The following is a 26,890-nucleotide window of genomic DNA, read 5'->3' as shown; positions in this document are numbered from 1 at the left end:
TGCCCATGCCCCAGCAGAACCTGCAGATCACCGCGGTCGCACCCGACCCCACTCTGCTGGACCTCCCCTGGCACATCCCGCTGGCCGAGTGGCCGGACGAGGTGCTCGCCGCGCTGCCCCAGGGCATCTCGCGGCACGTGGTCCGCTTCGTCAACCACGGCGGCCGCGTGCTGGCGATCAAGGAGATCGGCGAGACCGTCGCCTACCGCGAGTACGCGCTGCTGCGCCAGCTGCATCGCATCGAGGTGCCCTCGGTCGTGCCGGTCGGCGTCATCACGGGCCGCAGCGCGCCCGACGGCGAGCGGCTCGAGGCCGTGCTGATCACGGAGCACCTGCCGTTCTCCCTGCCCTACCGCGCCCTGTTCAGCCAGGACCTGCGCCCCGACACCGCCACGCGGCTCATCGACGCCCTCGCGGTGCTCCTGGTGCGCCTGCACCTCGTCGGCTTCTACTGGGGCGACGTCTCGCTGTCCAACACGCTCTTCCGGCGGGACGCGGAGACCTTCGCCGCCTACCTGGTCGACGCCGAGACCGGCGACATGCACCGCCAGCTCACCGACGGCCAGCGCAACTACGACGTCGACCTGGCGCGCACCAACATCATCGGCGAGCTGATGGACCTCGCCGCCGGCGAGCTGCTCGACGAGGACGTCGACGAGGTGTCCATCGGCGATGCCCTGGTGGAGCGCTACCAGGAGCTGTGGGCCGCCCTCACCATCTCGGAGGCGTTCGACCAGGAGGAGCGCTGGCGCGTCGCCGCGCGCATCGAGCGGCTCAACGACCTCGGCTTCGACGTCGGCGAGCTGGAGATCACCACCGACATCGACGGCACGAAGGTGCGCATCCAGCCCAAGGTGGTAGACGCCGGCCACCACTCCCGCCGGCTGCTGCGCCTGACGGGCCTGGACGTCCAGGAGAACCAGGCACGCCGCATGCTCAACGACCTGGACAGCTTCCGCGCCGCGACCGACCGGCAGAACGACCAGGAGCAGATCGTGGCGCACGCCTGGGTCCGTCAGGTCTTCCGCCCCACGATCGACGCCGTGCCCAAGGAGATGCGGCGCAAGCTGGAGCCCGCGCAGCTGTTCCACGAGATCCTCGACCACCGCTGGTTCATCTCGCAGCAGGCGCAGCGGGACATCCCGCTGCCCGAGGCCGCCAAGTCCTACGTCGAGAACGTGCTGCGGCACCGCCCCGACGAGGACGCCCTGCTCGGCCTCGCACCGGGCGAGGCCGAGCAGCAGGCCTAGCTCGCCTCCGCGCGCTGCCTGGCCACCTCGTACAGCGTGATGCCCGCCGCCACCGCGGCGTTCAGCGACTCCGTCGTGGCCGCGATCGGGATCGAGACCACCGCGTCGCACGCGTCGCGCACGAGGCGGGACAGCCCCTTGCCCTCGGAGCCGACCACCAGCACCAGCGGGTCGTTCGCGTACGCGAGCTCGCCCACGGGCATGTCGCCGCCCGCGTCGAGCCCCACCACGAAGCAGCCGGTCTTCTTCAGCTCGGCGAGCTCGCGCGCCAGGTTGGTCGCGCGCGCCACGGGCACGCGCGCCGCGGCGCCCGCGGACACCTTCCACGCCGACGCCGTCACGCCCGCCGCGCGCCGCTCCGGCACCAGCACGCCGTGCGCGCCGAACGCCCCGGCGGACCGCAGCACGGCCCCGAGGTTACGGGGGTCGGTGACGCCGTCCAGCGCCACGATCAGCGGGGGCTCCCCCGCCTCGGCCGCGGCGTCGAGCAGGTCGTCGGCGTCCCGGTAGTCGTAGGCCGGCACCTTCATCGCGACGCCCTGGTGCACGGCGCCGTCGGTGATCTTGTCCAGGTCGAGGCGCGACGCCTCGAACATCGGCAGGCTGCGCGCGTGCGCGATCTCCAGGATCTCCTGGGTGCGGTCGTCCGACTCCAGGCGCGAGGCCAGGTAGATCCCTTCGGTGGGCATCTCCGCGCGCAGCGCCTCCAGCACGGCGTTGCGGCCGGCGACGACCTCGGCCGCCCCGGCGCCCTTGCGGCCCGCGCCGCGCCCCCCCGGGCTGCCCGGACGGCGTCCGGCCGCGGTGGCCCGCTTCTCGGCCGCGACCTTGCGCTGGTGCGCGGGGTGGTACGTGCGGTCCTCCGCCTTGGGCGTCGGGCCCTTGCCGCGCAGCGCCTTGCGGCTGTGCCCGCCGGTGCCGACCTGCGCGCCCTTCTTGGAGCCGGCCTTGCGCACCGCTCCGGCGCGCTTGGAATTGCCTGCCATCTTTGTTTCTCGTCTCTAGCCGGGGTGTCAGATCAGGAGAGGGACCAGCGGGCCCCGTCGGCGTTGTCCTGGACCTCGATGCCCGCGGCCGCGAGGCGGTCCCGGATCGCGTCGGAGGTGGCCCAGTCCTTCGCGGCGCGCGCCTCCGCGCGCGCCTTGAGCTCCGCGGCCACGAGGCCGTCCAGGGCCGTCGCGTACCGGTCGTCGCCCGACGTCGACCACTGCGGGTCGGCCGGGTCCAGGCCCAGCACGTCCAGCATCGCACGGAGCGCCACCAGCTCGTCGCGGACGGCGGCGTCGCTCCCGGAGGCGAGGGCGGTGTTGCCGGCCCGCAGGTGCTCGTGCACGACGGCGAGCGCCTGCGGCACGTTCAGGTCGTCGTCCATCGCGGCGGCGAACGCCTCGGGGACCTCCGCCTTGGCGACCTCCTCGGCCGGGACGTCGCCCACCCGCTCCGAGGCGCGCGTGACGAAGCCGGACAGGCGCTCCCACGTGGTGCGCGCCTCGTCCAGCGTGTCGGGCGCCCACTCGAGCATGGACCGGTACTGCACGGCCACCAGCGCGTAGCGCACCACGGGCGCGGGCGCCTGGGCCAGCAGCTCGCTGACCAGCAGCCCGTTGCCGAGGGACTTCGACATCTTGACGCCGGCCTGGGTGACCCACGCGACGTGCATCCAGCGCTGCGCGAACCCGTAGCCCGCGGCTCGCGACTGCGCCTGCTCGTTCTCGTGGTGCGGGAACCGCAGGTCGAGGCCGCCGCCGTGGATGTCGAACGTCTCGCCCAGGTAGCGGCGGGCCATCGCGGAGCACTCCAGGTGCCAGCCGGGCCGGCCGCGGCCGAACGGGGTGTCCCACGACGCCGACTCCGGCTCGCCCGGCTTCGCGGCCTTCCACAGCGCGAAGTCGTGCGGGTTCTTCTTGGCCGCGGCGGCGGACCCCGGCGCGACCTCCGTGCCCTCCTCGGGGCTGAGGTCCTCGACCCGCTGCCGGGTCAGCTCGCCGTAGGCGGGCCAGGAGTGGACGTCGAACCAGACGTTGCCCTCGCCGGTGGAGTAGGCGTTGCCCTTCTCGACCAGGCGCTCCATGAGCGCGACCATCTCGGGCACGCTGCCGGTGGCCCGCGGCTCGTAGGTGGGCGGGATGACGCCGAGCGCGTCGTACGCCTGGGTGAACACCCGCTCGTACAGCGCGGCGTGCGCCCACCACTCCCGGCCGGCGGCAGCCGCCTTGGCCAGCACCTTGTCGTCGATGTCGGTGACGTTGCGGATCAGGGTGACCTTCAGGCCCCGCCGGGTCAGCCAGCGCCGCAGCACGTCGAACGCGATGACGGGGCGCAGATGGCCTACGTGCGGGGGTGCCTGCACGGTGGCGCCACACAGGTAGATGCCGACCTCGCCCGGGGTGATGGGGTCGAAGTCGCGCACCTCGCGCGCAGCGGTGTCAAACAGGCGAATAGTCACCTGTCAAGGGTACCGGCGCTCAGGCACCCTTTTCCTGCTCGAGCGCCTGTCCGAGCACACGCGCCACGTGCTGGTGCCCCCGCACCTCGTACCCGACGACCGACACGGCCGGGGCGAGCATGACGAGGAGCAGGGACCAGGCCATGCCGAGGCCCGCCGCCGCGACGACGACGGCCACGCCGAGCACCACCACCGTGCCGAGCACGAGGAACAGGTGCAGCCGGCTGAACGACCGGGACAGGACCCAGAACTGCGTGTAGTCGGCCACCACGAACACGAGCACCGGCACGGCGACCGCCAGCACCGTCGCGACGGGGCCGAGGTGCGAGTGCCCCTCCAGGTAGTAGCCGGCCACGTGCAGCCCGGCCCCGACGCCGGCGAGCGCCGCGAAGACCAGGATGTTCCCGTAGCCCCAGGCGAACGACCGCTCCCGGTGCCGGTGCAGCAGCTCGGCGTCCGGCGTGAGGTAGTACGTCCACCAGAGCCCGAAGGTGAGGCCGGTGCCCGCGAGCGCGACCAGGGCTGCGTCGAGCGTCCAGCCCGAGCCCTGGACGACGGCGGACAGCGACGCGACGGTGCCGATCACGCCCTCGCCCAGCGTGATGATGGCCAGCAGCCCGTAGCGCTCGGCCATGTGGTGGGCGTGCCACGGCGTGCTCTTCTGCCCGGGCCCGGCCGTGCGGAACCGCTCCGCGATCAGCGGCCCCGCCATCTCGGCGGTCCCCAGCAGCACGCCGCCCACGAGGAACACCGGGACGGTCACGGGCGCGACGGCCAGCACGGCCCAGCCGATCTGCGTGATGACCAGCGTGCGCACGTACGCCATGCAGGTGGCGCGGTACTCGGGCGCCTGCCGCGCCGCGCGCAGCCACTGCACGAGCATGGCCAGCCGCATCACGATGTAGCCGGCGACCATGACCTCGTTGTGCACGCGGTCGCCCGCGTCGAGGGAGCTGAACATCTCGGGCAGGCCGAGCGCCAGGATCACGACGCCGATCATCTGCACCATCGTGGTGACGCGGTAGAACCAGTCGTCGGTGTCGAACGCGGAGGCGAACCAGGTGAAGTTGATCCACGCCCAGCAGATGGCGAACATCGAGAACGCGAACCCGATGATGCCCGACGCGACGTGCCCCTCGGCGAGCAGATGCGCGCCCTGCTCGCCGGCCACCCCGAACGCGACCACGAACGTGAGGTCGAACAGCAGCTCCAGCGGCGTCGCCGTGCGGGCCGGCTCGTGCGGGTCGCGCCCCGTCATCGGCCGGGTGCGGTGGTGCAGTGTGGACATGGGCTTGTTCTACCCGATGGTCCACCCGGCGGCCTACCCGAAGTTCTTGCTCTCACCCCGGTACGTCGGCACCGTCTCGGTGATCTCGGCGCCCCGCACAAGGTGCACCTGGTCGAACCGCTCCATCATCTCGCCGGCCTTCGCGTGCCGGAGCCAGACGCGGTCGCCCGTGCGCAGGGGGGCGCCGTCGGCACGCGTGGCACGCAGCGGCGTCTGGACCTCGCCCGCGCCCTCGGTCCCGCTCAGCGTGTATCCGGGCGTGAACAGGCGCGGCAGCCGCGCCTTGCCCGCCTGGCCCGACGCCGCGTACCCGCCCGCGAAGGCCGTGACCCAGCCGGGGGCGGGCTCGCGCACCACGTCGAGCCCGAAGAACGCCGCCGGACGCGCCTCGAAGGAGCGGTAGCCGTCGAACAGGCCGGGCGCGAACAGCCCGGAGCCCGACGTCACCTCGGTGACACCGGGGGCGCTGCCGCTCACCTCGATCGAGCCGGTCCCGCCCGCGTTGACGAGCTCCACGTCCTGGCCGACGGCGTCGCGCACCGCCGCGAGGATGCGCACCCGGCGGTCGTTGACCTCGCGCATGGTGAGGCGCTTGACGAGGCGGACGGCGGGGCTGGTGTCCGGCAGGCCGGCCACCTGGGCCTCGTAGAACATCAGGCCGCGTACGACCAGCCCCTTGGCCTGGGCCACGGTGGCGAGCGCGGCGACGTCGCCGGGCTCGCGCAGCGGCGAGCGGCGCACGCCGAGGTGCGCCGTCAGCGGCCCCGCACCGACCCGCAGCGAGCAGTCGACGTCCAGGCAGACCTGGACGGGTCGGCCGGCCGCCGCGCCCGCCGTGGCAGCGGCCGGACCACCCGCGCCCACGCGCTCCTCGGCCTCGGCGATCAGGCCGAGGTGCGCCACGTCGTCGACCATCAGGGTGATCTCGGCGCGGGCCGCGGGATCCGCGGCGAGTGTGGCCAGGGCCTCGCGGTCCACCGTCGGGTAGCCCACCAGCACGTCGCGCACACCGGTACCGACCAGCCACAGCGCCTCGCGCAGGGAGTAGGCCATGACACCGGCGAACCCGTGCCCGAGCGCCCGCTCGACCAGCGAACGCACCCGCACGGACTTCGACGCGACGCGGACGGGCACGCCGTCGGCCCGCTTGAGGAGGTCGAGCGCGTTGGTGTCGAACACGTCCAGGTCGACGACGGCGACGGGGGCCGGCAGGCCGGACGTGGCGGCGGAAAGCCGCGCGGCGGTATCTGCTGCGGAGCTCATGCCCGAACGCTACTCCGGTTCTGTCCAGCGGCGCGGGCCCGTGGGATAGTGCTCCGGTGATCTGGACGAACTGGGCACGCAACGTGACCGCCACGCCCGCGCGACTGGAGCAGCCGGCCTCGGAGGACGAGCTGTCCGACGCCGTGCGCCGCGCCGTGAAGGACGGGCACACCGTGCGTGCGGTCGGCGCCGGGCACTCGTTCATGCCGGCGGCGGCCACGGACGGCGTGCTGCTCAACCTCGACCACCTCGACGCCCTGCACCGCGTCGAGCGCGACCCCGACACGGGGCATGCCCTGGTCACGGTGGGCGCGGGCATGCGGCTGCACCAGCTCAACCGGATCCTGGCCGAGCGCGGGCTGGCCATGCAGAACCTCGGCGACATCGACCGGCAGTCGGTGGCCGGCGCCATCTCGACCGGCACGCACGGCACGGGCGCGCGGTTCGGCGGCCTCGCCACCCGCGTGCGCGCGCTGACGGTCGTGGGGCCGGACGGCGACGTCGTGCGCGCCGCGCCCACCGAGCGGCACGACCTGTTCGAGGCCTCCCGCCTCGGTCTCGGCGCCACGGGCGTGCTGAGCACCGTGACCATCGAGGCGGTCCCCGCCTTCGACCTGCTCGCCGTCGAGGAACCCTGGCCCCTGGACCGTGTCCTCGAGGAGCTCGACGATCTCGTGGCCGGAAGCGACCACTTCGAGTTCTACTGGTTCCCTGCCACGCGCCGCGCCCTGACCCTGCGCAACACCCGGGTCGACGCCGGGGTGAACGCGGGCTCGGGTCTCGCGCACGGCCTGCGCAAGGCGGCCGGGGCGGCCCGCTCCTTCCTCGACGAGGAGGTGCTGTCGAACGCGCTCTTCGGGACCGTCAACCAGATCGCGACCCTGATCCCCGCGGCGACCCCCACGCTGAACGCGATCTCGGCCCGCGCCCTGAGCGCCCGCCGGTACACGGCGCCGTCGCACCAGGTGTTCTGCACCCACCGTCGCGTGCGGTTCCGCGAGATGGAGTACGCGGTGCCGCGGGCCGCGGTGGTCGACGTGCTGAACCAGCTCGACGCCTGGCAGCGGTCCACCGGCGAGAACGTCCCGTTCCCGGTCGAGGTGCGCTTCGCCCCCGCCGACGACGTGTGGCTCTCGACCGCGTACGGCCGCGACACCGCGTACGTCGCCGTGCACCAGTACTGGCGGCTGCCCTACGCGCGGTACTTCGACGCCGCCGAGCAGATCTTCACCGCCGCGGGCGGGCGCCCGCACTGGGGCAAGATGCACACGCGCGACGCCGACTACCTGGCGGGCCAGTACCGGCGGTTCGGCGACTTCCGCCGGGCGCGCGAGGCGGCCGACCCCGAGGGCGTGTTCGCCAACCCGTACACGCAGCGGGTCTTCGCCATCTAGGCCCTGCCGGGACGGCGAGCCCTCAGGGCTGCATGTCGTCGAACACGTCGTGCGTCAGGTCGGCGAACGCGGACCGCGCCGCGGCGTCGTCCTGGTCGACCATCCACGCGAGCTCGATGCCGTCGATCCGGATCGCCACCGTGCGCGCCAGCGCGTCGATGTCGGTCCGGTACTTGGCCTCGGCGACCTCGGCCAGCCGCAGCAGGTACTCCCGCGTCATCACGATGCTCTGCTTGAGGTGCGCCTGCGCCACCTCGCGCAGCACCGGCGTGCGCGCGCCGGAGACGGCGAACTCGAAGGTGAGCAGCCGCATGTGCTGGTGCTGCTTGAGACCCGTCAGGAGGGCGTCCACGGCCGTCTCGGCCAGGGTCGTGCGGTCCGGCCCGACCTCCAGCGCCGAGATCATGGGCTCCGACGCCCGCATCGCGATGGCGCGCCCCATGGCCCGCAGCATCGCGTCCTTGTCGTCGAAGCAGTAGTGCACGGTGCCCAGCGAGATGCCGGCCTCCTGCGCCACGCGGCGCACGGTCACCGACTCGACGCCCTCGCGCATCGCCACGCTCAGCCCGGCCTCGACGATCTCGGCGCGCCGTTCGTCCAGCGGCTTGCGCTTGTTGTTCATGCCGCGGCCCTGCCGTCGGGCACCACGAGCGCGGTCGCGATCGCCGCGACGCCCTCGCCGCGCCCGGTCAGCCCGAGCGCATCCGTCGTGGTCGCGGTCAGGGAGACGGGCGCGCCAGCGGCGGCGGACAGCGCCGCCTGAGCCTCGTCGCGTCGCGTGCCCACCCGCGGATGGTTTCCGATCACCTGTACAGCCACATTGCCGATCATGTACCCCGCAGCGCGAACGCGCCTCGCGGCCTCGGCCAGGAGCGTGGTCCCGGAGGCCCCCGCCCACTCGGGACGGCCGGTCCCGAAGTGCGACCCGAGGTCGCCCAGACCCGCCGCGGAGAACAACGCGTCGGCTGCCGCGTGTGCGGCGACGTCGGCGTCGGAGTGCCCGGCCAGGCCGCGTTCGCCCGGCCAGTGCAGGCCCCCGAGCCACATCTCGCGGTCCGACCCGTCCGGCGCGAACGCGTGCACGTCGACGCCGATGCCCGTGCGCGGCAGGGGGTACGCGGCGGCCGGGACGGCCCGTTCCGGCGTGCTCGACGGGTCGGTCATGCGTTGCTCTCCTGCAGCACGAGGGACGCGAGCCACAGGTCGCGTTCGGTGGTGATCTTGAAGGCGGCGGCGTCCCCCGGCACGATGTGGACCGGCTCGCCCAACACCTCGACGAGGCCGGCGTCGTCCGTCGCCGCGAGGTGCTCCGCCCGGGCGCGGGCGGCGCCCGTCCGGTGCGCGCGCACCAGCAGGTCGCGCGCGAACCCCTGGGGCGTCTGCACGGCCCGCAGCATCGACCGGTCCGGGGTACCGGTGACCAGCTCGGCGTCGCCGTCCGGCCGGACCTGCTTCACCGTGTCCGTGACCGGGAGGCCGGGCACCACGGCCCCGTGGCCGCTGCGGACGGCCGCCACGACCCGCCGGACGAGGTCCGGGGGGACGAGCGGACGAGCGGCGTCGTGCACGAGCACCACGTCGTCACCCGGCCGGGCGAGCGCCAGGCCGGCATGTACGGAGGCCTGTCGCGTGGGGCCGCCGTCCGTCACCTCGACGGGGACGTGGACGTGCGGGTCGTCGGCCATGAGGTCGGCCATCACGCCCACGAGCCCGTCGGGCGCGGTCACCACGAGCGAGTCCACGACTCCCGACGCCGCCAGGCGCCGCGCCGCGTGCAGCACGAGCGGGAAACCGTCGAGCTCCACGAGCGCCTTGGGCAGGTCTCGCCCTAGTCGGGAGCCCGAGCCGGCGGCCGTCAGGATTGCAAGGGTCGTCATCTCGTCGGGGTCCCCACAGGATCATGATTGAAGCGAAGGATCCCGTGGGGCACGATGCACCGGTCGCCAGACCGGTGCATCAGTGGAGCTGGGGATCCTGTGGGTGGGTCAGGAGGCGAGGACCTCGTCGAGGATGGCTTCCGCCTTCTCCTCCTCGGTGTGCTCGGCCAGCGCGAGCTCGGACACGAGGATCTGCCGTGCCTTCGCGAGCATTCGCTTCTCACCTGCGGAAAGACCGCGGTCGGCGTCACGGCGGGACAGGTCGCGAACGACCTCGGCCACCTTGATCACGTCGCCCGACGCGAGCTTCTCGAGGTTCGCCTTGTACCGGCGCGACCAGTTGGTGGGCTCTTCCGTGTACGGCGCACGAAGCACCTCGAACACGCGGTCGAGACCCTCCTGGCCGACGACGTCGCGTACCCCCACCAGGTCGACGTTCTCCGCCGGGACCTCGATGGTCAGGTCGCCCTGGGCAACCTTGAGCTTCAGGTACATCTTCTCTTCGCCGCGAATCTTGCGGGTCTTGATCTCTTCGATCAGCGCCGCGCCGTGGTGCGGGTAGACAACCGTCTCGCCTACTGTGAACGTCATCTGCAGATGTCCCCTTTCCCTGAAACCAGGTTACCACGGCGTGATCTGAAGAACTTGCACGCTTGGCGTTTGTCCGACCCCCTTGCGAACAGCGTTTTCGCAGGTCAGAGCGTTGCCCACCCGGGTAGGTGGGGTGATCCTCACCCCCGCGACCCCGGTCGGATCGTTCCGGAGCCGTGACCGTTGCCACTCCCTGACCGGGTGGTTCGTCACCTTCGGCGATGCGCGGGCACGCCCTCGGGCCCACTAGGATATTGCGGGGATCCGACCCCGCCCGAACCAGACGAACATCAGGGAGTTCACCGTGTCCCGTCGCGCCACCGCCGCCCGAGGCGCCCGCACCATCGCCGTCGCGGCGGTCTCCGCTGCGGGAGCCCTCCTGCTGGCGGGCTGCGCCCCGACCACCACGACGAAGCCCTACGACCCGTCCGACGGCGTCGGGGTCTCCGTCCTGGGCGAGGAGGACACGGACCTGCGCGGCATCAACCTCATGGTCGTGTCCGCCGCCGAGGGCGAGGCCGGCAACGTGCTGGGCGCCCTGGCCAACGAGACGGCCGACGACGCGTCGTTCACGCTCCAGGCCCCGGGCGCCACCCCCGTGATCGTCGAGGTCCCGGCCGGCGGCACCGTCTACCTGGGCACCGAGACCGGCGAGGCCGCCCTGCTCGACACCGTCGGCGCCGAGCCCGGCAACTACCTCGACGCGACCCTCACCGTGGGCACCGACACCAAGGAGTTCCAGCTCCCGGTGCTCGACGGCACCCTGTCGGAGTACGCGGACTACCTGCCGGTCGAGGTCGTCGAGCCGTCGGCGTCCCCGTCCCCCTCCCCCTCGGAGTGACCCCGCGGGGGTAGCCGGAAGGCTGCCCCGCACAAGGCGTAAGAAACACCTCTGGCGAGGTAGGACCCCGTCCTACCTCGCCAGAGCCGTCTTCCGGCCGGGGCCGGTCAGCGGCCGTCCGTCACCCGAAGCGGCCCGAGACGTAGTCCTCGGTGGCCTTCTCCGCCGGCGAGGAGAAGATCGTCGAGGTCTCGTTCATCTCGATGAGGCGGCCGGGCTTGCCGGTGCCCGCGATGTTGAAGAACGCCGTCCGGTCGCTCACGCGCGCCGCCTGCTGCATGTTGTGCGTGACGATGACGATCGTGTAGTCCTTCTTGAGCTCCTGGATCAGGTCCTCGATCGCCAGCGTGGAGATCGGGTCCAGGGCCGAGCACGGCTCGTCCATGAGGACCACCTGCGGCTTCACCGCGATGGCGCGGGCGATGCAGAGTCGCTGCTGCTGGCCGCCCGACAGGCCGGAACCCGGCTTCTCCAGGCGGTCCTTGACCTCGTTCCAGAGGTTGGCGCCGCGCAGCGACGACTCGACCAGGTCATCGGCGTCGGACTTCGAGATCCGCTTGTTGTTCAGCTTCACGCCCGCCAGCACGTTGTCCCGGATGGACATCGTGGGGAACGGGTTGGGGCGCTGGAACACCATGCCGACCGTCCGGCGCACGGCCACCGGGTCGACGTCGTCGCCGTACAGGTCGACGCCCTCGAGCTCCACGGAGCCGTCGACGCGGGCCCCGGGGATCACCTCGTGCATGCGGTTCAGGGTGCGCAGGAACGTCGACTTGCCGCAGCCCGACGGGCCGATGAAGGCCGTGACGGACTTGGGGTCGATCGTCATGGACACACCCTCCACGGCGAGGAAGTCGCCGTAGTAGATGTTCAGGTCTTTCACGTCGATGCGCTGTGCCATCGGATCATTCCTTCGTGTGAGCTGCGGCTGAGGCGGGTCTGCGCGTCAGCGCAGCTTCGGGGAGAACCACCGGGTCACGAGGCGCCCGATGAGGTTGAGGAGCATGACGATGATGATCAGCAGGAGGGCGGCTGCCCAGGCCCGCTCGAAGTTGATGTTCACCAGGCAGTCGATCGCATCCTCGCGGCACGGCACCGGGCCCTGCCGGTACTGGCTGAAGATGTAGACCGGCAGTGTCATCATGCGCCCGTCGAACGGGTTGAAGTTGATCGAGTCCGACACGCCGGCGGTGATGAGGATCGGGGCGGTCTCGCCGATCACGCGGGCGATGGAGAGCAGCACACCCGTCGTGATGCCCGCGACCGAGGTGCGCAGCACGACCCGGACGACGGTGAGCCACTTGGGGACCCCCAGCGCGTAGGACGCCTCCCGCAGCTCGTTCGGGACGAGCTTGAGCATCTCCTCGCACGAGCGCACCACCACGGGGATCATCAGCACGCTCAGCGCGACCGCGGCGATGATGCCGAGCTTGGCGCCCGGGCCCAGGAAGATGGTGAACAGGGCGAACGCGAACAGGCCCGCGACGATGGACGGGATGCCCGTCATGACGTCCACGAAGAACGTCGTGGCCCGGGCCAGCGCGCCGCGCCCGTACTCGACGAGGTAGATCGCCACCAGCAGGCCGATCGGCACCGAGATGACCGTGGCGGTCAGCGTGATCATCAGCGTGCCGATGGCGGCGTGGTACGCACCGCCCATGTCCATGCCGCCGAAGACGCCGCGCATCGACGTGAAGAGGAAGTCACCGTTGAACCGCTCGATGCCGTTCACGAGCACGGTCCACAGGAGGGACACCAGCGGGATGACGGCGAGCGTGAAGGCACCGTAGATGAGCACCGTCATGATGCGGTCGGTGCGCTTGCGGCCGGTGTCGGCGGCGGTCAGCAGGGCACGGGTGCGCTCGACGGCGTCGGTGGTGCCCACGGTCGAGGTCGTGGCGCTCATCAGTTGGCTCCCGAGAATTCCTTGCGCCGCGCGACGATCGCGCGGGCGCCCATGTTGACCAGCATGGTGATGACGAACAGCGCGAGGCCGGTGGCGATGAGCACGTTCACCGCGAGCCCGCTGGCCTCGGCGAACCGCGACGCGATGAACGCCGCGATGGTCTGCTGCTGGCCCGAGTCGAAGATCTGGAACGAGTAGAGGATGCCGGGCGACAGGATCATCAGGACCGCCATCGTCTCGCCGAGCGCGCGGCCGAGGCCGAGCATCGCGGCGGAGATCACGCCCGAGCGGCCGAAGGGCAGCACAGCGGTGCGGATCATCTCCCAGCGCGTGGCGCCCAGGGCGAGCGCTGCCTCCTCGTGCAGCGTCGGGGTCTGCAGGAAGACCTCGCGGGAGACCGCGGTGATGATCGGCAGGACCATCACGGCGAGCACCACGGACGCCGTCGCGAGCGACCGGCCCGTGTTCGTCACGTTCACGGTCCAGAACGGCAGGAAGTCGAGCACACCCGCGATCCACACCCACACGTCGCTGATGATCGGGGCCAGCGTGCGTCCGCCCCAGAGACCGAAGACCACCGACGGGATGGCGGCGAGGAGGTCGATCACGTAGCCGATCACCGAGGCCGCGCGGCGCGGCGCGTAGTGCGAGATGAACAGCGCGATCCCGATGGCGACCGGCGTCGCGAGCAGCAGCGCCATGGCCGCGGCCAGCAGCGTGCCGAACACGAGGGGGCCGACCAGGTCCCAGAGCGAGTTCATCCCCGCGGGCAGACCGCCCTTGCCGCTGAGCTCCTCGGGCGAGGCCATCAGCGCGGGCAGGCCGCGCGCGATGAGAAACACCGCGACGGCCGCCAGGACCAGCAGCAGGAACGCGCCGGACCCGGTGGTGATCCAGCGGAACACCCGGCTGAAGCCGCGTTCGGTGTCGCCGTGGTTGCGCCGTCTGGCCGGCGGCTTCAGCCGGCCGGGCTGGGCGTCCGGCGGACTGTCGGTGGTGGTCACAAGAGCTCCTCGATGCTCATCGCTCGTGGTGGGGGGATCGGGATCAGTGACTGACATGGCTGTGCCGGCGACCGGACCTGCGACGCCGTCGGCGCCGTTCGGTCCGGCCGCCGGCCGGTACTCATGTGCTTCGTCAGCCGACCGTGATCGACTCGATCGCGGCGGCGACCTGCTCGGCGGTGGCCGCCGAGATGGGCGCGTTGCCCGCGGCGTCGGCCGCGGCCTGCTGGCCCGCCTCGGAGGCCTGGTAGGCCAGGAAGGCCTTGACGAAGTTGCCCTGCGCCTCGTCGGCGTAGTTCGTGCAGGCGATGGCGTACGACACGAGCACCAGCGGGTAGGTGGCCGGGTCGGTCAGCGTGCGGTCGACCTCGATGGCGAAGTCGTGCTCGGCACGGCCCTCGACGCGCGGGGAGGCGTCCACCGTGGCGGCGGCACCCTCGGCCGAGAACGGCACGAACTCCTCGCCGACCTTGATCGCGGCGGTGCCCAGGGTGCCGACCTTGGAGGCGTCGGCGTAGGTGACGGCGCCCTCGGTGTCGGTCACGACACCGACCACACCGGACGTGCCCTCGGCGGAGTCGCCGCCCTTGAGCGGCCAGACACCGTCGGGCTCGTCGGTCCAGGCCTCGGGGGCCGTCGCCGAGAGGTACTCGGTGAAGTTCTCGGTCGTGCCCGAGTCGTCGAGGCGGTGCACCGGCGTGATGTCGGTGTCCGGGAGGTCGGCGTCGGGGTTGTCGGCCGCGATCGCGTCGTCGTTCCACTTCTTGATCTCGCCGTTGAAGATGTTGGCGATGACCTCGGAGGAGAGGTTCAGCGAGTCGACACCGGGGAGGTTGAAGGCCACGGCGATCGGGCTCACGTAGATCGGCAGGTCGATCGCGCCGTCGGGGCCGCAGACCTCGGCCGAGGCGGTGAGCTCCTCGTCGTCGAGCGCGGAGTCCGAGCCGGCCCACTGCACGCCGCCCGCGAGGAACTGCTCACGGCCCGCGCCGGAACCGGCGGGGTCGTAGTTGATCGTGACGTCCGGGTTCGAGCTCTGGAAGCCGGCGACCCAGGCCTCCATCGCGGACTCCTGGGACGACGCCCCGGCGCCGGCGAAGTCGCCGGAGATGGCCTCGCCACCCTCGGTCTCCGTGGTCTCGGCGCCGGTCGTCGGGTCAGACCCGCAGGCTGCGAGGCTCAGCGCGAGCGCGCCCACCATGACAGCGGAGCCAACGCGGGGGAATCGGCTGATCTTCACGTGTCTTTCCATCCTGTTCAAGTCGTACGCGCGGCGAGCGCCGCGGCGTCAGTGGGGACGCTAGGGAGCGGGAATGACCTGATCCCCAGAGTTAGGTAAACGGAGGGTGAACAAGCCATCACAGAGGGGGTGATCCCCGCCACGATCACCATGGCATGACCTCACCCGGTCCACCCACGGTGCGTCCATGGGTCATCCGCCCGCCTGGTCCTCTGGGCGGTCCCGGGTCAGGTAGATGGCCTTCGCGGCCTCGGCGATCCAGGCCTGGACGTCGGGCGAGATCGCGGCGTTGCCCGCCGCCTCGGCCGCGCGCTGCTGTCCCTCGGCCGACGCGACGTACGCGACGAACTCCTTGACGAAGCTGCCCTTCGCCTTGTCCTCGTACCGCGAGCACACGACGAGGTAGGACACGAGCACCAGCGGGTAGGCGAACGACTTGTCGATGGTCCGGTCGAGGGCGAAGGCGAGGTCGTGCTCGTAGCGGTTCTCGATCCGCGGCGAGATGTCGACGACGGCGGCCGCGGCGTCCGCGCTGTAGGGCACGTACTCGTCGCCCACCTGGATGGCGGCGCGCCCGAGGTCGGACGTGCGCGAGGCGTCGGCGTAGGTGATGCCGCCCGGCGTGGAGCGGACCGTGTCCGTGACGCCGCCCGTCCCCTCGGCCGCGAAGCCCTCCGGGAGCGGCCAGAGGCCGTCGGGCGGGTACGGCCAGGCGCCGGGCGCCGTCGCGTGCAGGTAGTCGGTGAAGTTCTCGGTGGTGCCCGAGTCGTCGGACCGGTGCACCGGGGTGATCTCCAGCGCGGGCAGCTGCACGTCCGGGTTGGCCGCGACGATCGCCGGGTCGTCCCACCGGGTGACCTGGCCGGTGAAGATCCGCGCGATGAGGTCCGAGGAGAGGTTGAGCTGGTCCACGCCCTCGACGTTGAAGGCCACGGCGATCGGGCTGATGTAGACCGGCAGGTCGATCGCGTTGCCGCCGTCACAGGCCGGGCCGGAAGCCGCCATCTCCTCGTCGCTCAGCGCGACGTCGGAGGCGCCGAAGGCCGTGTTCCCCGCGAGGAAGGACTCCCGCCCGTCGCCCGACCCGATGGGGTCGTAGCTGACCGCGGCGTCGGGGTGTTGCTCCTGGAACCCGGAGATCCAGGCCTCCATCGCCGACTCCTGGGACGACGCGCCGGCGCCGGCGAACGTGCCGGCGACGACGACCTTCGCCTCGGCGGTGGCCGTCGGCTCCGGCTCGCCGCCGAGGCCGGGCAGCCCGACCGCGGCGCAGCCCGCGAACGGCAGCACGAGGGCGCCGGCGGTGGCAGCGGAGACGAGGCGGGTGTATGGGGAGGTGCTCACGGATCGCGAAACTACTCAGGAGCGCGGTCCCGCGAGCAAACGCCGGGTGAACGGAAGGTGACCGGCGTTCACGTTTCACCCGTGAGGTGCGCCACTTCCAGGGCGCACCTCACCAGGGCTCACCCCTCGTCGTCGGCCAGCTTGTAGCCCAGGCCGCGCACCGTGAGCAGGTACTTCGGGGTGCCCGGGTCGGGCTCGATCTTCGAGCGGATGCGCTTCACGTGGACGTCGAGCGTCTTGGTGTCGCCCACGTAGTCGGCGCCCCAGACGCGGTCGATGAGCTGGCCGCGGGTCAGCACCCGGCCGGCGTTGCGCATCAGGAGCTCGAGCAGGTCGAACTCCTTGAGCGGCAGGGCCACGCTCTCCCCGGAGACGGCCACGGTGTGCCGCTCCACGTCCATCCGGACCGGGCCCACCTCCAGCACGCCGTCCTCGTCCTGCTCCGTGGAGTCGGTGGGCTGCCGGCGCCGCAGCACGGCCCGCACCCGGGCCAGCAGCTCCCGGTAGGAGTACGGCTTGGTCACGTAGTCGTCGGCGCCGAGCTCCAGGCCCACCACCTTGTCGATCTCGGAGTCCTTCGCGGTCAGCATGATGACCGGCACGTCGCCGCGGGCGCGGAGCTCCCGGCACACCTCGGTGCCCGACAGGCCGGGCAGCATGAGGTCGAGCAGCACCAGGTCCGCCCCCTCCGCGTCGTACGCGGCGAGCGCCGAGTTGCCGTCGGCGGCCTCGACCACCTCGAACCCCTCACGGGTCAGCTGGTACGTCAGCGGGTCCCGGTACGACTCCTCGTCCTCGACCACCAGGATGCGCGTCACGCACCTACCTCCTCGTTCTTCGTGGCCGCGGTGTCCGGGGCCTTGTGCTGGTCCTGCTCGTCGTGCTGGTCGTGCTGGTTCGGGTCCTGCTCCTCGCCCTCGCGGACGACGTCCGCCAGGGAGGGCGGGGTGACGCGGCCCGTGCGGCCGGCGCTCACGGGCCGGTCCGCGGACGGGATCCGCAGCGTGAAGGTCGAGCCCCGTCCGGGCTCGGACCACATCTGGACGTCGCCGCCGTGGTCGGCCGCGACATGCTTGACGATACTGAGCCCCAGGCCGGTCCCGCCGGTGTCGCGCGAGCGTGCCGGGTCCACGCGGTAGAAGCGCTCGAAGACGCGGTCCTGCGCGTCCTCGGCGATGCCGACGCCCTGGTCCACCACGGCGATCTCGACCAGGCCGCCCCGTTCGTTGACCCCGACACCCACCCGGCTGGCGGGTCCGGAGTAGGCGACGGCGTTGTCGACCAGGTTGCGGACCGCGGTGACCAGGAGGTTGTGGTCGCCGTAGACCTCGGTGTCCAGGTCGCCGCCCATGGTGATCGCGATGTTCTTGGCCTGGGCCGTGGTCCGCGCCCGGTCGACCGCCTCCTCCACGACCTCGCGGATCGGGACCGGAGTCAGCTTGGGCACCGCGCCGGCGCCCTGCAGCCGGGACAGCTCGATGATCTCCTGCACCAGCGCGGACAGCCGCACGGCCTCGCGCTGCATGCGCTCGGTGAACCGGCGCACCGCGACGGGGTCGTCGGCGGCGTCGGCCACCGTCTCCGCGAGCAGCGCCAGCGCGCCGACCGGGGTCTTCAGCTCGTGGGAGACGTTGACCACGAAGTCGCGGCGGATCGCCTCGACGCGGCGGGCCTCCGTGCGGTCCTCGGCGAGCACCAGCACCCGGTCCAGGCCGAGCGGCGCCACACGCACCTGCAGCAGCACCGTGCCCTGGCCCACCGGGCCGCGGGGCAGCTCCAGCTCCTGCTCGCGGATCACGCCGTCGCGCCGCACCAGGGCGACCAGGTCCGTGATGGCGGCGTGCACCAGGGCGTCGTTGCGCACCACGCCGAGGGCGTAGGCCGGCGGCGACGCGCGGATCACCTCGTCCTCGCCGTCGAGGACGACGGCGGCGGAGCGCAGCACGGAGAGCACACGAACGAGGCCCGCGTCGAGCTCGTCGGGTTCGGTCGGGGGCAGGGCGTGCTGATGCCGTTCGGAGACGCGGAACGCCACGGTGGCGACCACGCCGACGATCACGCCGAGAATTCCGGCGACCAGCACCGGTACCCCGGAGATGATTCCGTCCACGCCTCCAGGGTAGGTCGACGTTTCAACCGCTGACGGACGTGGGCGGGCGGTCGGAGGATCGCGTCGCCTACTGTTCATGTCGGGGAGGAAGAGCGTTAACCTCCCAGTACATCGCGCCGTCGAACCTGGGTGGGTGCGGGCGGTAGCTGTGCCGTGCGCCGTTCCGGGACGTGTCCGGGCGGCCGGCCCGGCCGCGCGTCGGCCCCTGCCCGCCCTCCACGGCGGCGCGACAGCGGACGCGAACCGTCCGCGCGCCCCGAGTGCGAGAGGAAACCGATGCGACAGATCTTCGAAGCCGAGCTCCAGCAGGTCGGCGAGGACCTGACCGAGATGAGCAGGCTCGTCGAGTCCGCCATCACCCGCGCAGGAACGGCGCTGCTGGAGGCCGACCTCCAGCTCGCGCAGGAGGTGATCGCCTCCGACAAGACCATCGACGCCATCGAGGACTCGCTCGACGAGCGGTGCGTGCACCTGCTCGCGCAGCAGGCCCCGGTCGCGACCGACCTGCGCGTGGTCGTCAGCGCGCTGCGCATGAGCGCCTCGCTGGAGCGGATGGGCGACCTCGCCCGCCACGTCGCCCAGGTGGCGCGTGGGCGCTACCCGGCCCAGGCGATCGTCCCCGAGGCCCGCGACACCTTCGCCAAGATGCACGACGCCGCCGTCCGGGTGGCGCAGCGCACCACGAAGCTGCTCGCCACGCGCGACCTGACCGTGGCCGAGGCGATCGAGCGCGACGACGACATCATCGACGAGCTGCACCAGGAGACGTTCAACACGCTCCTGGCGCCCGGCTGGCAGGGCACCGTGCAGGAGGCCGTCGACGTCACCCTGGTGGGCCGCTACTACGAGCGGTTCGGCGACCACGGCGTGTCGGTCGCCCGCCGCGTGACCTTCCTGGTCACGGGCGACTTCCCGGAGGAGTGACCCACTCACCCCCAACACAACTCGTTGAGTGCTGGGTATTTGCGCTTCTGAGCCTGTCAGAAGCGCAAATACCCAGCACTCAACGGTTTGGGGGTCAGCGGCCCTGGTTGGCGACCGCGGCGATCGCGTCCTTCGCGGCCTCCGGGTCCAGGTACGTGCCGCCCGGCTTGACCGGCGCGAGGGTCTCCTCGTCCAGCTCGTAGACCAGCGGGATGCCCGTCGGGATGTTCAGCCCGGCGATGGCCTCGTCCGAGACGCCGTCGAGGTGCTTGACGAGGGCACGCAGGGAGTTGCCGTGCGCGGCGACCAGCACGGTCTTGCCGGCCTTGAGGTCGGGCACGATCTCGCTCTCCCAGTACGGCAGGGCGCGGTCGAGCACGAGCTTCAGCGCCTCCGTGCGGACGACGGGGGCGTCCGCGTAGCGCGGGTCCGCGTCCTGGCTGAACTCGGAGCCCAGCTCGATCTCCGGCGGCGGGACGTCGTACGAGCGGCGCCAGAGCATGAACTGCTCCTCGCCGAACTCCTCGAGCGTCTGCTTCTTGTCCTTGCCCTGCAGCGCGCCGTAGTGGCGCTCGTTCAGGCGCCAGCTCCGCTTGACCGGGATCCAGTGGCGGTCGGCGACGTCGAGCGCCAGGTTCGCCGTCATGATGGCGCGGCGCAGCAGCGACGTGTGCAGGACGTCCGGGTTCACCCCGGCCTCCTTGAGGAGGGCGCCACCGCGCTTGGCCTCCTCGACGCCCTTCTCGGAGAGGGCGACATCCACCCAGCCGGTGAACAGGTTCTTGGCGTTCCACTCGCTCTCGCCGTGGCGGAGCAGCACGAGGGTGTAGGTCATGGGCTCCATCCTGCCGCACTTTTCCGGGGCCGATGTTGCCGCCGGTCCCGTGGTCTCAGAGCGTGGACGGGCCCCGGCCGCAGGCCCGGCGGGCCTCGGCGTGGTGCTTGCGGGCCCGCTCGTACACGTCCAGCATCTCGTCGGCGGCACGGTCCCAGCCGAACCGGGTCGCCGAGCCCCGGGCGCCGACGGCCAGGCGTGCGCGCAGCTCGTCGTCGTCCAGAAGGCTCTTGAGGACCAGCGCCCAGGTCTCGGGCTCGTGGTCGGGCACGAGGACACCGGAGACGCCGTCCTGGACCACCGTGCGCAGGCCGCCCACGGCCGCGGCGACGACCGGCGTGCCCGACGCCTGGGCCTCGGCCGCGACCAGCCCGAACGACTCGCTGTGCGACGGCACGGCCACCAGGTCGGCGGCGCGGAAGTAGTCGGCGAGCGTCTCCTGCGGCACCGGGGGCCGCACTCGCACATGGGCGGCCACGCCCTCCTGGTAGGCGAGCGCCTCGAGCTCGCGGACGGCGGTGGGCCGCCCGGACGCGCCGCCCAGCACCACGAGCAGCGGCGGCTGCCCGTCGCCCTCCGACCAGACCCGCTCCCCCAGCGCCCGGACCAGCACGTCCGGCCCCTTGAGGAGCTGCACCCGGCCCGCGAACAGCACGATCTTGCGGTCCGTCGGCAGTGCGAGCCGCTCCCGCAGCTCGGCCCGCTGCCGGGCGCACGCGACGGGGTCGTCGGCGTCGTGCGGCGGCGCGAACACCCCGAGGTCCACACCCGGCTGCACCACGCGCACCAGGGCGGGATCGGCCTGGTAGTCGCGCACGAGGTCGGCGGCCTCCTGGTCCGTGTTCGCGACCAGCGCGTCGGACTCGGCGACCACCTGCTCCTCGCCGATGATCCGGCCCTGCGGCTCGGGGGCGTCCCCCGGCGCGAGGGAGGCGTTCTTGACGCGCGCCATGGTGTGCATGGTGTGCACCAGCGGCACGTCCCAGCGCTCCGCCGCGACCCAGCCCACCTGGCCGGAGAGCCAGTAGTGCGTGTGCAGCACGTCGTACCAGCCCTCGGGGCGGTGCGCCTCGGCGCGCAGCACGCCCGCGGCGAAGGCGCACAGCTGCCCCGGCAGGTCGTTCTTGTCGAGGCCCTCGTACGGCCCGGCGGCCACGTGCACCACGCGGACGCCGGGTTCGGCGTCGGTCACCTTGGGCTGGGCCGACGTCGTCGCCCGGGTGTAGATCTCCACCTGCGCGCCCCGGCGGGCCAGCGCCTTCGACAGCTCCAGCACGTACACGTTCATGCCGCCGGCGTCGCCCGTCCCGGGCTGCTCCAGCGGCGACGTGTGCACGGAGACCATCGCGATCCGGAGCGGACGGGGGGCGTCCGGCTCCACGAGACCGGGCGGCAGGCTGTCGCGCATCACGCCTCCAGGACGCACGCGGGCACGGGCAGCTCCAGTCGGTCGGTGATCTCGCCCTGGCCCGACGCGCGGTCGAGCCGGACGGCGACGAGCTCGTCCGTGTTCTGCGCGGCCACGACCACGACCTCGCCGTCGGCCAGGACCGCGTGGTGGCGCGGCCAGGCGCCTGCGCCGAGCTCGACGTCGGCGACGTTCTCGATGGTCAGGTGGCCGACGGCGCGGCTGTCCTGCGCCGCGTCGGAGGCGACGTCCGCCGCGCGCACCCGGAGCACCGCCAGGACGTCCGGGCCCCGGACACCCACGTGCACGAGGTCGCCGGCGACGGTGATGTGCGAGGGGTACCCGGGGGCGCCGTCGGGCAGGGTGCGGGCGGTGATCGCCACCGAGCCGACGGGCTCCAGGCGTCCCGGGCCCGACGGGACCAGCACGTGCAGGCGGCAGTCCAGCTCGCCGGCGAGCAGGATCGTGCCGTCGGGCAGCTCGACCAGGTGGCGGGGTCCCGTGCCCGGCGGCAGGACGGCGGCGATCTCGCCCTCGGCCGGTCCGGAACCGTCCAGCGGGTAGGTGCGCAGCTCGTCGGTGCCGAGGTCGGCCACGAGCACGCGGTCGTCGCCCCACGGGTGCACGAAGTGGGCGTGCGAACCCTCCTGGCGGTCCGTCACCGGGCCCGTCCCGTCGTGCGGGAAGGTGCGGGCCTCGCCCGGCACCCCGGAGTCGGTCAGGGGTACGACGGCGGCGACGCCGTCGACGTAGTTGGCGACCCAGGCCGCGGAGCCGGTGGCGACGACGTGGCAGGGACTCGCGCCGCCCGAGGCGGCCGTGCCCGCGAGGGCGAGCGAGCCGCCGTCGGACACGTGGAACGACGTGAGCAGGCCCGGCTCGGTCTCGCCGACCGCCAGGAGCGTGCGCCCCGACGGGTCGAGGGCGAGGAACGAGGGCGAGGCGACCGGGGCGGCGAGCATGGCGCCCGCGAACCGTCCGGCCGCGTCGATCTCGGCGCGCCAGACGCCCTCACCGGTGCCTGGCTCGGACCCGGCCGTCGGATAGGTGCCGATCCACAGGGCGGTGGTGGGGTTGCTCATGCGAGCAGCCTAATGACGTCCGACGGGTGCTCCGGCCAGGAAAGCACGGCGCCCCGGCCGCCCCTCGTCGAGGGGTGCCGGGGCGCGATGTGCCGTCGTGAGTACGTCGGCGTCAGCCGTTCGCCTTCGCGTAGGCGTCCTGCACCTCGGCCGAGATACGCCCACGGTCGCTGACCGTGTAGCCGTTGGCCTTGGCCCATTCACGCACCGCTGCGGTGTCGCTTCCGGAACGGGACCGGCGCGTGGTGGCGGTCCGCGCGACCGCGGACTTCACCTTGCGAGCGTGGCCGACCCACGAAGCGAGCGAATCACGCAGCTGGGCCGCGTGCTCGGCATTGAGGTCGATCTCGTAGGAGACGCCGTCGAGGCCGAAGTTCACGGTCTCGTCGGCGGCACCGCCATCGATGTCGTCTTCGAGAACAAGCTGAACCTTCTGAACCATACGGGTACTTCCCTTCCGCGCCACAAATTCCGGGGTTAGTTCGCGAGCATGCCGCACTCAATATTGACATGTCAATAATGAGCATGTGACACCGATCACGAAAACTTCACCCGGGTTCGTGAAGTGCGTGGATTTGATCCGTGAAGGCCGGTGCGGATAACCTCACCCGCGCGGATCAGTGCGAAGCGGAATTCCTGGTGTTTTCCGCCGTCGCCGTCATGCCCTCGCGATCCATTCGCTCGAGAGCCTCACGCTCGTGGCGGTCCGCCCGGAGGATCTTTCGCATCGCAAACCAGAACAACAGGCCGACCCCGACCGAGGGCGTCAGCCCCGCGAGCACCGCAAGCGTCGTATCCATCACAAGATCCTCACATACTCGTCTGCGCGACCGAAATCCTCAGGCCTGCGGCTTCACCAGCGGGAAAAGGATGGTCTCCCGGATACCGTGGCCCGTCAGGGCCATGAGCAGGCGGTCGATGCCCATGCCCATTCCGCCCGAAGGGGGCATCGCGAATTCCATCGCGGTCAGGAAATCCTCGTCGAGCAGCATGGCCTCGTCGTCGCCGGCCGCAGCCATCCTGGCCTGCGCCTCGAAGCGCTGGCGCTGGATCACGGGGTCGACCAGCTCGGAATAGCCCGTGGCCAGCTCGAAGCCGCGCACGTACAGGTCCCACTTCTCGACCTGACCCTTTTCCGAGCGGTGGTCGCGCGTGAGCGGCGACGTCTCGACCGGGAAATCCCGGACGAACGTCGGTGCCGTCAGGTGGTCGCCCACCCGGTGCTCCCAGAGCGTCTCGACGAGCTTTCCGTGATTCAGGATCTTCTTGTTGCCGACCTCGACATCGAGTCGCTCGGCGATCTTCTCGAGCTCCTCGACGGAGGTGTCGGCGGTGATCTCCTCGCCGAGGCTTTCGGAGAGCGTGTCGTACATCCGCAGATTTGCCCATTCCCCGCCCAGCTCGTACTCGGAGCCGTCGGGAAGGGTCACCAGCGTGGTGCCGAGAACGTCCTGCGCCGCGGTCTGCACCAGATCCTGGGTGAGCGCGCCGATGGTGTTGTAATCGCCGTAGGCCTCGTACGCCTCGAGCATGGCGAACTCCGGCGAGTGCGACGAGTCCGCGCCCTCGTTACGGAAGTTGCGGTTGATCTCGAAAACCTTCTCGACGCCGCCGACGACCGCCTTCTTCAGGAAGATCTCCGGCGCGATCCGCAGGAAGAGCTCCAGGTCGTACGCATTCATGTGCGTCGAGAAAGGGCGCGCCGTCGCGCCGGAGGCAATGGTCTGCAGCATCGGCGTCTCGACCTCGAGAAAGCTGCGCCGATAGAAGTTCTCCCGCAGGGAACGCACCACGCCGGAGCGCAGGCGCACCATGTCGCGGGCCGCGGGACGCGCGATGAGGTCCACGTACCGCTGCCGGACCCTCGCCTCCTCGGACAGGTCCTTGTGCAGCACCGGGAGGGGCCGCAGGGACTTGGCCGCCATGCGCCACTCGTCCGCGAAGATGCTCAGCTCGCCCCGCCGCGACGCGCCGACGCGGCCGTGCAGGAAAAGGTGGTCGCCCAGGTCGACGTCGGACTTGAAGGCGGCCAGCGCCTCCTCGCCGAGCACGGCCAGGCTCAGCATGCCCTGGAGGCGGTTGCCCTCGCCGTCCTGCAGCGTGACGAAGCACAGCTTGCCGCCGATCCGGATGAACACGACGCGGCCGGCCACGCCGACGACGTCGTCCGTCTCCTGGCCCGCCTCGAGGTGCCCGTACCTCTCGCGGACCTCCGCGATCGTGTCGGTGACCGGAACGCTGACCGGATAGGCCTCGGTGCCCTGCGCCAGAAGGCGCTCACGCTTCTCGCGCCGGATCCGCAGCTGCTCGGGCAGGTCGTCGGTCGGCGGGGTCGCGGCGTTCTCGGCAGCGGGGTTCTCGGTCGTCACGGAGGCGATTCTATCGGTGCGCATCACCCGCCGAGTTCTCTTTATCCGCCCGGTTGGACACACCGGACCGGGCGGATATCCCGGAATCCCGGAGAAAAAGGATCAGGCGCGCAGGTCCAGGGCCAGGTCCAGGATGGGCGCGCTGTGCGTCAGGGCGCCCACCGACAGGAAGTCCACGCCCGTGCCAGCGACCTCCCGCGCCTTGTCGAGCGTCAGGTTGCCCGTCGCCTCGAGCTCGACGTGCGCGGGGACGCCGTCCTTCCCCTCCCGCGCACGGACGGCGGCGACCGTCTCCGCGAGACGGGCCGGCTCCATGTTGTCGAGCAGCAGGAAGTCCGCGCCCGAGGCCAGGGCCTCCAGCGCCTGGGCCGTCGTGTCGGCCTCGACCTGGATCTGGACGTCGGGGAACATCTCGCGCACGGCGCGGATCGCCGCGGCGACCGAACCGGCCGCGACCACGTGGTTGTCCTTGACCATGGCCACGTCGTACAGGCCCATGCGCTTGTTGGTGCCGCCGCCCGCGCGCACGGCGTACTTCTGCAGGGCGCGCAGGCCCGGGGTGGTCTTGCGGGTGTCGAGCACCTGGGCGCCCGTGCCCTCCAGCTCGCGGGCGAACGCGCGCGCGGCGGTCGCGACGCCGGACGCGCGGCTGGCCAGGTTGAGCAGGGTGCGCTCGGCCACGAGCAGCACCTGGGTGCGACCCTCCAGGCTCGCCAGCACCTGACCCGCGGTCACGGCGTCGCCGTCCTGCGCGTGGAAAACCACGCCCGGGGCGGGGAGGTCCAGCCGGGCGGCCACCTGGTCCAGGACCTCCTGCACCACCACAAGCCCTGCGACCACGCCCTCCTCGCGCGCCACGAGATCGGCCACGCCCGCCGCCGACGGCGGGATGGTCGCCTGCGAGGTCACGTCGCGGCCCGGGGCGAGGCCCAGGTCCTCGTCGAGGGCGACCTCGACCGTGCGGGCGACCCAGGCGGGGTCGAGGCCGGGGGTGACCGTGGAGGGGGTGGCGAAGACGGGGAGGGTGCTCACGGGGTCACCGTATCCGGAGCGGGGCGGGCGCCGTCCGCATCGACGATCGACTGGAGCACCCGCTGGGAGTCGGTGAGGTACCGGTCCAGGTCGGCCGCCGCTCCTTCCGGATCACCGCCCGCGAACCGGCGCAGCAGGCCGGCGTTGCGGTCCACGAAACCGTCGAAGAACGCACCGTCGTCGCCCAGCAGGGCGAACGACAGGCGTAGCTCCGCCGAGAGGTTCGCGTGCAGCCGGTCGAGGCGTGGGCTGCCCGCGAGCGCGACGATGCCCGCGTGGAACCGCATGTTCGCGGCGGCGATGTCCCGCCAGTCCCCGCCGAGCCGGGCGGCGAGCGCCGCGTCGACGGCGTCGCGCATGGCACGAGCGCCCGGGTGAGCCGGATCGCCCGCGGCGAGCGCCGGTACCTCGATGAGCCGCCGGACCCGGTAGATGTCGACGATGTCGGTCAGGGTGGGCCGCGTGACGGCGACCCCGGCGTTCGGCCGGCGGACCAGGAGCCCCTCGTGGACCAGGATCCGGAAGGCCTCGCGCAGGGTGTTGCGGGACACGTCGAGCGACTCGCTCACCGACTGCTCCGAGAGCCGCTGCCCCGGGGTCAGCCGGCCGGTGACGATGAGCTCGCGGATGGCGTCTGCGCTGCGTTCGGCGCGGTCCGGCTTCACGGCCCCAGTCTATGGAGCGCC

General features: G+C 71.9%; 27 protein-coding genes. 4 read left to right on the top strand and 23 right to left on the bottom strand.

All coding sequences use genetic code 11. From position 1 onward, the window contains the following. The first annotated feature begins 5 nt into the window (after positions 1–5). The gene (locus ACZ7LE_RS22860) at positions 6–1,250 is read left to right on the top strand and encodes a DUF4032 domain-containing protein (protein ID WP_470405521.1); all 1,245 of its coding nucleotides are present in this window, start codon (positions 6–8) and stop codon (positions 1,248–1,250) included. Here ACZ7LE_RS22860 and rlmB read toward each other — a convergent pair. From rlmB to ACZ7LE_RS22840, 4 genes are read right to left on the bottom strand one after another with little or no spacing between them, the layout of a single operon-like run. Further along, entirely contained in the window at positions 1,247–2,236 is a 990-nt protein-coding gene (gene rlmB / locus ACZ7LE_RS22855; protein ID WP_470405520.1) for a 23S rRNA (guanosine(2251)-2'-O)-methyltransferase RlmB, read from the bottom strand. The two genes, ACZ7LE_RS22860 and rlmB, sit on opposite strands and share 4 nt — an antisense overlap. A 32-nt stretch (positions 2,237–2,268) precedes the next feature. Then, on the bottom strand, positions 2,269–3,696 hold the full coding sequence (gene cysS, locus ACZ7LE_RS22850; RefSeq protein WP_470405519.1) for a cysteine--tRNA ligase: 1,428 nt from the start codon (positions 3,694–3,696) through the stop codon (positions 2,269–2,271). Positions 3,697–3,715: 19 nt separating this feature from the next. Next, entirely contained in the window at positions 3,716–4,984 is a 1,269-nt protein-coding gene (locus ACZ7LE_RS22845) for a low temperature requirement protein A (protein ID WP_470405518.1), read from the bottom strand. Positions 4,985–5,017: 33 nt separating this feature from the next. Further along, complete coding sequence (locus ACZ7LE_RS22840; RefSeq protein ID WP_470405517.1) at positions 5,018–6,247, bottom strand: type III PLP-dependent enzyme domain-containing protein; 1,230 nt, start codon at positions 6,245–6,247, stop codon at positions 5,018–5,020. 56 nt (positions 6,248–6,303) lie between these two features. On the opposite strand from ACZ7LE_RS22840, the gene ACZ7LE_RS22835 reads away from it, so the two are divergent. Beyond that, positions 6,304–7,641, top strand: a complete 1,338-nt coding sequence (locus ACZ7LE_RS22835; protein WP_470405516.1) for a D-arabinono-1,4-lactone oxidase — start codon at positions 6,304–6,306, stop codon at positions 7,639–7,641. A gap of 22 nt (positions 7,642–7,663) precedes the next feature. Here ACZ7LE_RS22835 and ACZ7LE_RS22830 read toward each other — a convergent pair whose 3' ends face one another. The 4 genes from ACZ7LE_RS22830 to ACZ7LE_RS22815 form a co-directional block, all read right to left on the bottom strand. Continuing rightward, positions 7,664–8,263: a TetR/AcrR family transcriptional regulator gene (locus tag ACZ7LE_RS22830; RefSeq protein WP_470405515.1), complete on the bottom strand. Its 600-nt coding sequence runs from the start codon at positions 8,261–8,263 to the stop codon at positions 7,664–7,666. Next, positions 8,260–8,805 (bottom strand): 2-C-methyl-D-erythritol 2,4-cyclodiphosphate synthase, encoded by a 546-nt coding sequence (ispF, locus tag ACZ7LE_RS22825; RefSeq protein ID WP_397397920.1) that lies wholly within the window; start codon positions 8,803–8,805, stop codon positions 8,260–8,262. Before ispF ends, ACZ7LE_RS22830 begins: the two co-directional genes overlap by 4 nt. Beyond that, a complete protein-coding gene (ispD, locus tag ACZ7LE_RS22820) occupies positions 8,802–9,518 on the bottom strand; it encodes a 2-C-methyl-D-erythritol 4-phosphate cytidylyltransferase (protein ID WP_400543493.1) in 717 nt (238 codons plus the stop codon). The genes ispF and ispD overlap by 4 nt, the downstream gene beginning before the upstream one ends. Before the next feature lie 108 nt (positions 9,519–9,626). Further along, positions 9,627–10,109, bottom strand: coding sequence for a CarD family transcriptional regulator (locus ACZ7LE_RS22815; RefSeq protein ID WP_020017968.1), 483 nt, complete (start codon positions 10,107–10,109; stop codon positions 9,627–9,629). 304 nt (positions 10,110–10,413) lie between these two features. Between ACZ7LE_RS22815 and ACZ7LE_RS22810 the strand changes: the two genes are divergently transcribed. Then, the gene (locus ACZ7LE_RS22810) at positions 10,414–10,950 is read left to right on the top strand and encodes a hypothetical protein (RefSeq protein ID WP_470405514.1); all 537 of its coding nucleotides are present in this window, start codon (positions 10,414–10,416) and stop codon (positions 10,948–10,950) included. 121 nt (positions 10,951–11,071) lie between these two features. Here ACZ7LE_RS22810 and pstB read toward each other — a convergent pair whose 3' ends face one another. The 7 genes from pstB to ACZ7LE_RS22775 form a co-directional block, all read right to left on the bottom strand. After that, the gene (pstB, locus tag ACZ7LE_RS22805; RefSeq protein WP_470405513.1) at positions 11,072–11,851 is read right to left on the bottom strand and encodes a phosphate ABC transporter ATP-binding protein PstB; all 780 of its coding nucleotides are present in this window, start codon (positions 11,849–11,851) and stop codon (positions 11,072–11,074) included. A gap of 45 nt (positions 11,852–11,896) precedes the next feature. Further along, positions 11,897–12,856: a phosphate ABC transporter permease PstA gene (pstA, locus tag ACZ7LE_RS22800; RefSeq protein ID WP_470405512.1), complete on the bottom strand. Its 960-nt coding sequence runs from the start codon at positions 12,854–12,856 to the stop codon at positions 11,897–11,899. Continuing rightward, positions 12,856–13,860, bottom strand: a complete 1,005-nt coding sequence (gene pstC / locus ACZ7LE_RS22795) for a phosphate ABC transporter permease subunit PstC (protein ID WP_470405511.1) — start codon at positions 13,858–13,860, stop codon at positions 12,856–12,858. Before pstC ends, pstA begins: the two co-directional genes overlap by 1 nt. Positions 13,861–13,993: 133 nt before the next feature. Continuing rightward, positions 13,994–15,112 (bottom strand): phosphate ABC transporter substrate-binding protein PstS, encoded by a 1,119-nt coding sequence (pstS, locus tag ACZ7LE_RS22790; protein WP_470405510.1) that lies wholly within the window; start codon positions 15,110–15,112, stop codon positions 13,994–13,996. Between the two features lie 180 nt (positions 15,113–15,292). Further along, on the bottom strand, positions 15,293–16,444 hold the full coding sequence (gene pstS / locus ACZ7LE_RS22785) for a phosphate ABC transporter substrate-binding protein PstS (protein WP_470405509.1): 1,152 nt from the start codon (positions 16,442–16,444) through the stop codon (positions 15,293–15,295). Positions 16,445–16,563: 119 nt separating this feature from the next. Then, positions 16,564–17,262 (bottom strand): response regulator, encoded by a 699-nt coding sequence (locus ACZ7LE_RS22780; protein ID WP_470405508.1) that lies wholly within the window; start codon positions 17,260–17,262, stop codon positions 16,564–16,566. Then, positions 17,259–18,554: a sensor histidine kinase gene (locus tag ACZ7LE_RS22775; RefSeq protein WP_470405507.1), complete on the bottom strand. Its 1,296-nt coding sequence runs from the start codon at positions 18,552–18,554 to the stop codon at positions 17,259–17,261. The genes ACZ7LE_RS22780 and ACZ7LE_RS22775 overlap by 4 nt, the downstream gene beginning before the upstream one ends. A gap of 276 nt (positions 18,555–18,830) precedes the next feature. Between ACZ7LE_RS22775 and phoU the strand changes: the two genes are divergently transcribed. Then, complete coding sequence (gene phoU, locus ACZ7LE_RS22770) at positions 18,831–19,478, top strand: phosphate signaling complex protein PhoU (RefSeq protein WP_470405506.1); 648 nt, start codon at positions 18,831–18,833, stop codon at positions 19,476–19,478. 94 nt (positions 19,479–19,572) lie between these two features. Here phoU and ACZ7LE_RS22765 read toward each other — a convergent pair whose 3' ends face one another. The 8 genes from ACZ7LE_RS22765 to ACZ7LE_RS22730 all read right to left on the bottom strand — a co-directional run bounded on the left by ACZ7LE_RS22765 (position 19,573) and on the right by ACZ7LE_RS22730 (position 26,869). Then, positions 19,573–20,313 carry a phosphoglyceromutase gene (locus tag ACZ7LE_RS22765; RefSeq protein ID WP_020017958.1) on the bottom strand — a complete coding sequence of 247 codons (741 nt, stop codon included), beginning with the start codon at positions 20,311–20,313 and terminating at the stop codon, positions 19,573–19,575. A gap of 55 nt (positions 20,314–20,368) precedes the next feature. Then, positions 20,369–21,721, bottom strand: a complete 1,353-nt coding sequence (gene mshA / locus ACZ7LE_RS22760) for a D-inositol-3-phosphate glycosyltransferase (RefSeq protein WP_470405505.1) — start codon at positions 21,719–21,721, stop codon at positions 20,369–20,371. Beyond that, positions 21,721–22,803 carry a lactonase family protein gene (locus ACZ7LE_RS22755; protein ID WP_470405504.1) on the bottom strand — a complete coding sequence of 361 codons (1,083 nt, stop codon included), beginning with the start codon at positions 22,801–22,803 and terminating at the stop codon, positions 21,721–21,723. The genes mshA and ACZ7LE_RS22755 overlap by 1 nt, the downstream gene beginning before the upstream one ends. A gap of 112 nt (positions 22,804–22,915) precedes the next feature. Next, a complete protein-coding gene (locus ACZ7LE_RS22750; RefSeq protein ID WP_285105368.1) occupies positions 22,916–23,245 on the bottom strand; it encodes a histone-like nucleoid-structuring protein Lsr2 in 330 nt (109 codons plus the stop codon). 175 nt (positions 23,246–23,420) lie between these two features. After that, positions 23,421–23,603, bottom strand: a complete 183-nt coding sequence (locus ACZ7LE_RS22745; RefSeq protein ID WP_285105366.1) for a hypothetical protein — start codon at positions 23,601–23,603, stop codon at positions 23,421–23,423. 39 nt (positions 23,604–23,642) lie between these two features. Beyond that, complete coding sequence (gene lysS / locus ACZ7LE_RS22740; RefSeq protein ID WP_470405503.1) at positions 23,643–25,196, bottom strand: lysine--tRNA ligase; 1,554 nt, start codon at positions 25,194–25,196, stop codon at positions 23,643–23,645. A 78-nt stretch (positions 25,197–25,274) separates the two neighbouring features. Continuing rightward, positions 25,275–26,204, bottom strand: a complete 930-nt coding sequence (gene nadC, locus ACZ7LE_RS22735; protein WP_470405502.1) for a carboxylating nicotinate-nucleotide diphosphorylase — start codon at positions 26,202–26,204, stop codon at positions 25,275–25,277. Next, complete coding sequence (locus ACZ7LE_RS22730) at positions 26,201–26,869, bottom strand: GntR family transcriptional regulator (protein ID WP_470405501.1); 669 nt, start codon at positions 26,867–26,869, stop codon at positions 26,201–26,203. The genes nadC and ACZ7LE_RS22730 overlap by 4 nt, the downstream gene beginning before the upstream one ends. Between the last annotated feature and the right edge of the window lie 21 nt (positions 26,870–26,890).

This window comes from Promicromonospora sp. NPDC110617, from assembly GCF_055598465.1.
The sequence above is the reverse complement of the archived record's forward strand: the minus strand, read 5'-3'. Positions and strand labels throughout refer to the sequence as shown.

Excerpts from the sequence above, each read along its gene's own strand:
- ACZ7LE_RS22860 (WP_470405521.1), top strand. The coding sequence starts at position 6 with ATGCCCCAGCAGAACCTGCAGATCACCGCGGTCGCACCCGACCCCACT.
- pstA (WP_470405512.1), bottom strand. The coding sequence starts at position 12,856 with ATGAGCGCCACGACCTCGACCGTGGGCACCACCGACGCCGTCGAGCGC.
- ACZ7LE_RS22845 (WP_470405518.1), bottom strand. The coding sequence starts at position 4,984 with ATGTCCACACTGCACCACCGCACCCGGCCGATGACGGGGCGCGACCCG.
- rlmB (WP_470405520.1), bottom strand. The coding sequence starts at position 2,236 with ATGGCAGGCAATTCCAAGCGCGCCGGAGCGGTGCGCAAGGCCGGCTCC.
- ACZ7LE_RS22830 (WP_470405515.1), bottom strand. The coding sequence starts at position 8,263 with ATGAACAACAAGCGCAAGCCGCTGGACGAACGGCGCGCCGAGATCGTC.
- ACZ7LE_RS22815 (WP_020017968.1), bottom strand. The coding sequence starts at position 10,109 with ATGACGTTCACAGTAGGCGAGACGGTTGTCTACCCGCACCACGGCGCG.
- ACZ7LE_RS22750 (WP_285105368.1), bottom strand. The coding sequence starts at position 23,245 with ATGGTTCAGAAGGTTCAGCTTGTTCTCGAAGACGACATCGATGGCGGT.
- ispF (WP_397397920.1), bottom strand. The coding sequence starts at position 8,805 with ATGACCGACCCGTCGAGCACGCCGGAACGGGCCGTCCCGGCCGCCGCG.
- lysS (WP_470405503.1), bottom strand. The coding sequence starts at position 25,196 with ATGCGCACCGATAGAATCGCCTCCGTGACGACCGAGAACCCCGCTGCC.
- ACZ7LE_RS22755 (WP_470405504.1), bottom strand. The coding sequence starts at position 22,803 with ATGAGCAACCCCACCACCGCCCTGTGGATCGGCACCTATCCGACGGCC.
- ACZ7LE_RS22765 (WP_020017958.1), bottom strand. The coding sequence starts at position 20,313 with ATGACCTACACCCTCGTGCTGCTCCGCCACGGCGAGAGCGAGTGGAAC.
- phoU (WP_470405506.1), top strand. The coding sequence starts at position 18,831 with ATGCGACAGATCTTCGAAGCCGAGCTCCAGCAGGTCGGCGAGGACCTG.
- pstB (WP_470405513.1), bottom strand. The coding sequence starts at position 11,851 with ATGGCACAGCGCATCGACGTGAAAGACCTGAACATCTACTACGGCGAC.
- mshA (WP_470405505.1), bottom strand. The coding sequence starts at position 21,721 with ATGCGCGACAGCCTGCCGCCCGGTCTCGTGGAGCCGGACGCCCCCCGT.
- ispD (WP_400543493.1), bottom strand. The coding sequence starts at position 9,518 with ATGACGACCCTTGCAATCCTGACGGCCGCCGGCTCGGGCTCCCGACTA.
- pstS (WP_470405510.1), bottom strand. The coding sequence starts at position 15,112 with ATGGAAAGACACGTGAAGATCAGCCGATTCCCCCGCGTTGGCTCCGCT.
- ACZ7LE_RS22840 (WP_470405517.1), bottom strand. The coding sequence starts at position 6,247 with ATGAGCTCCGCAGCAGATACCGCCGCGCGGCTTTCCGCCGCCACGTCC.
- ACZ7LE_RS22745 (WP_285105366.1), bottom strand. The coding sequence starts at position 23,603 with ATGGATACGACGCTTGCGGTGCTCGCGGGGCTGACGCCCTCGGTCGGG.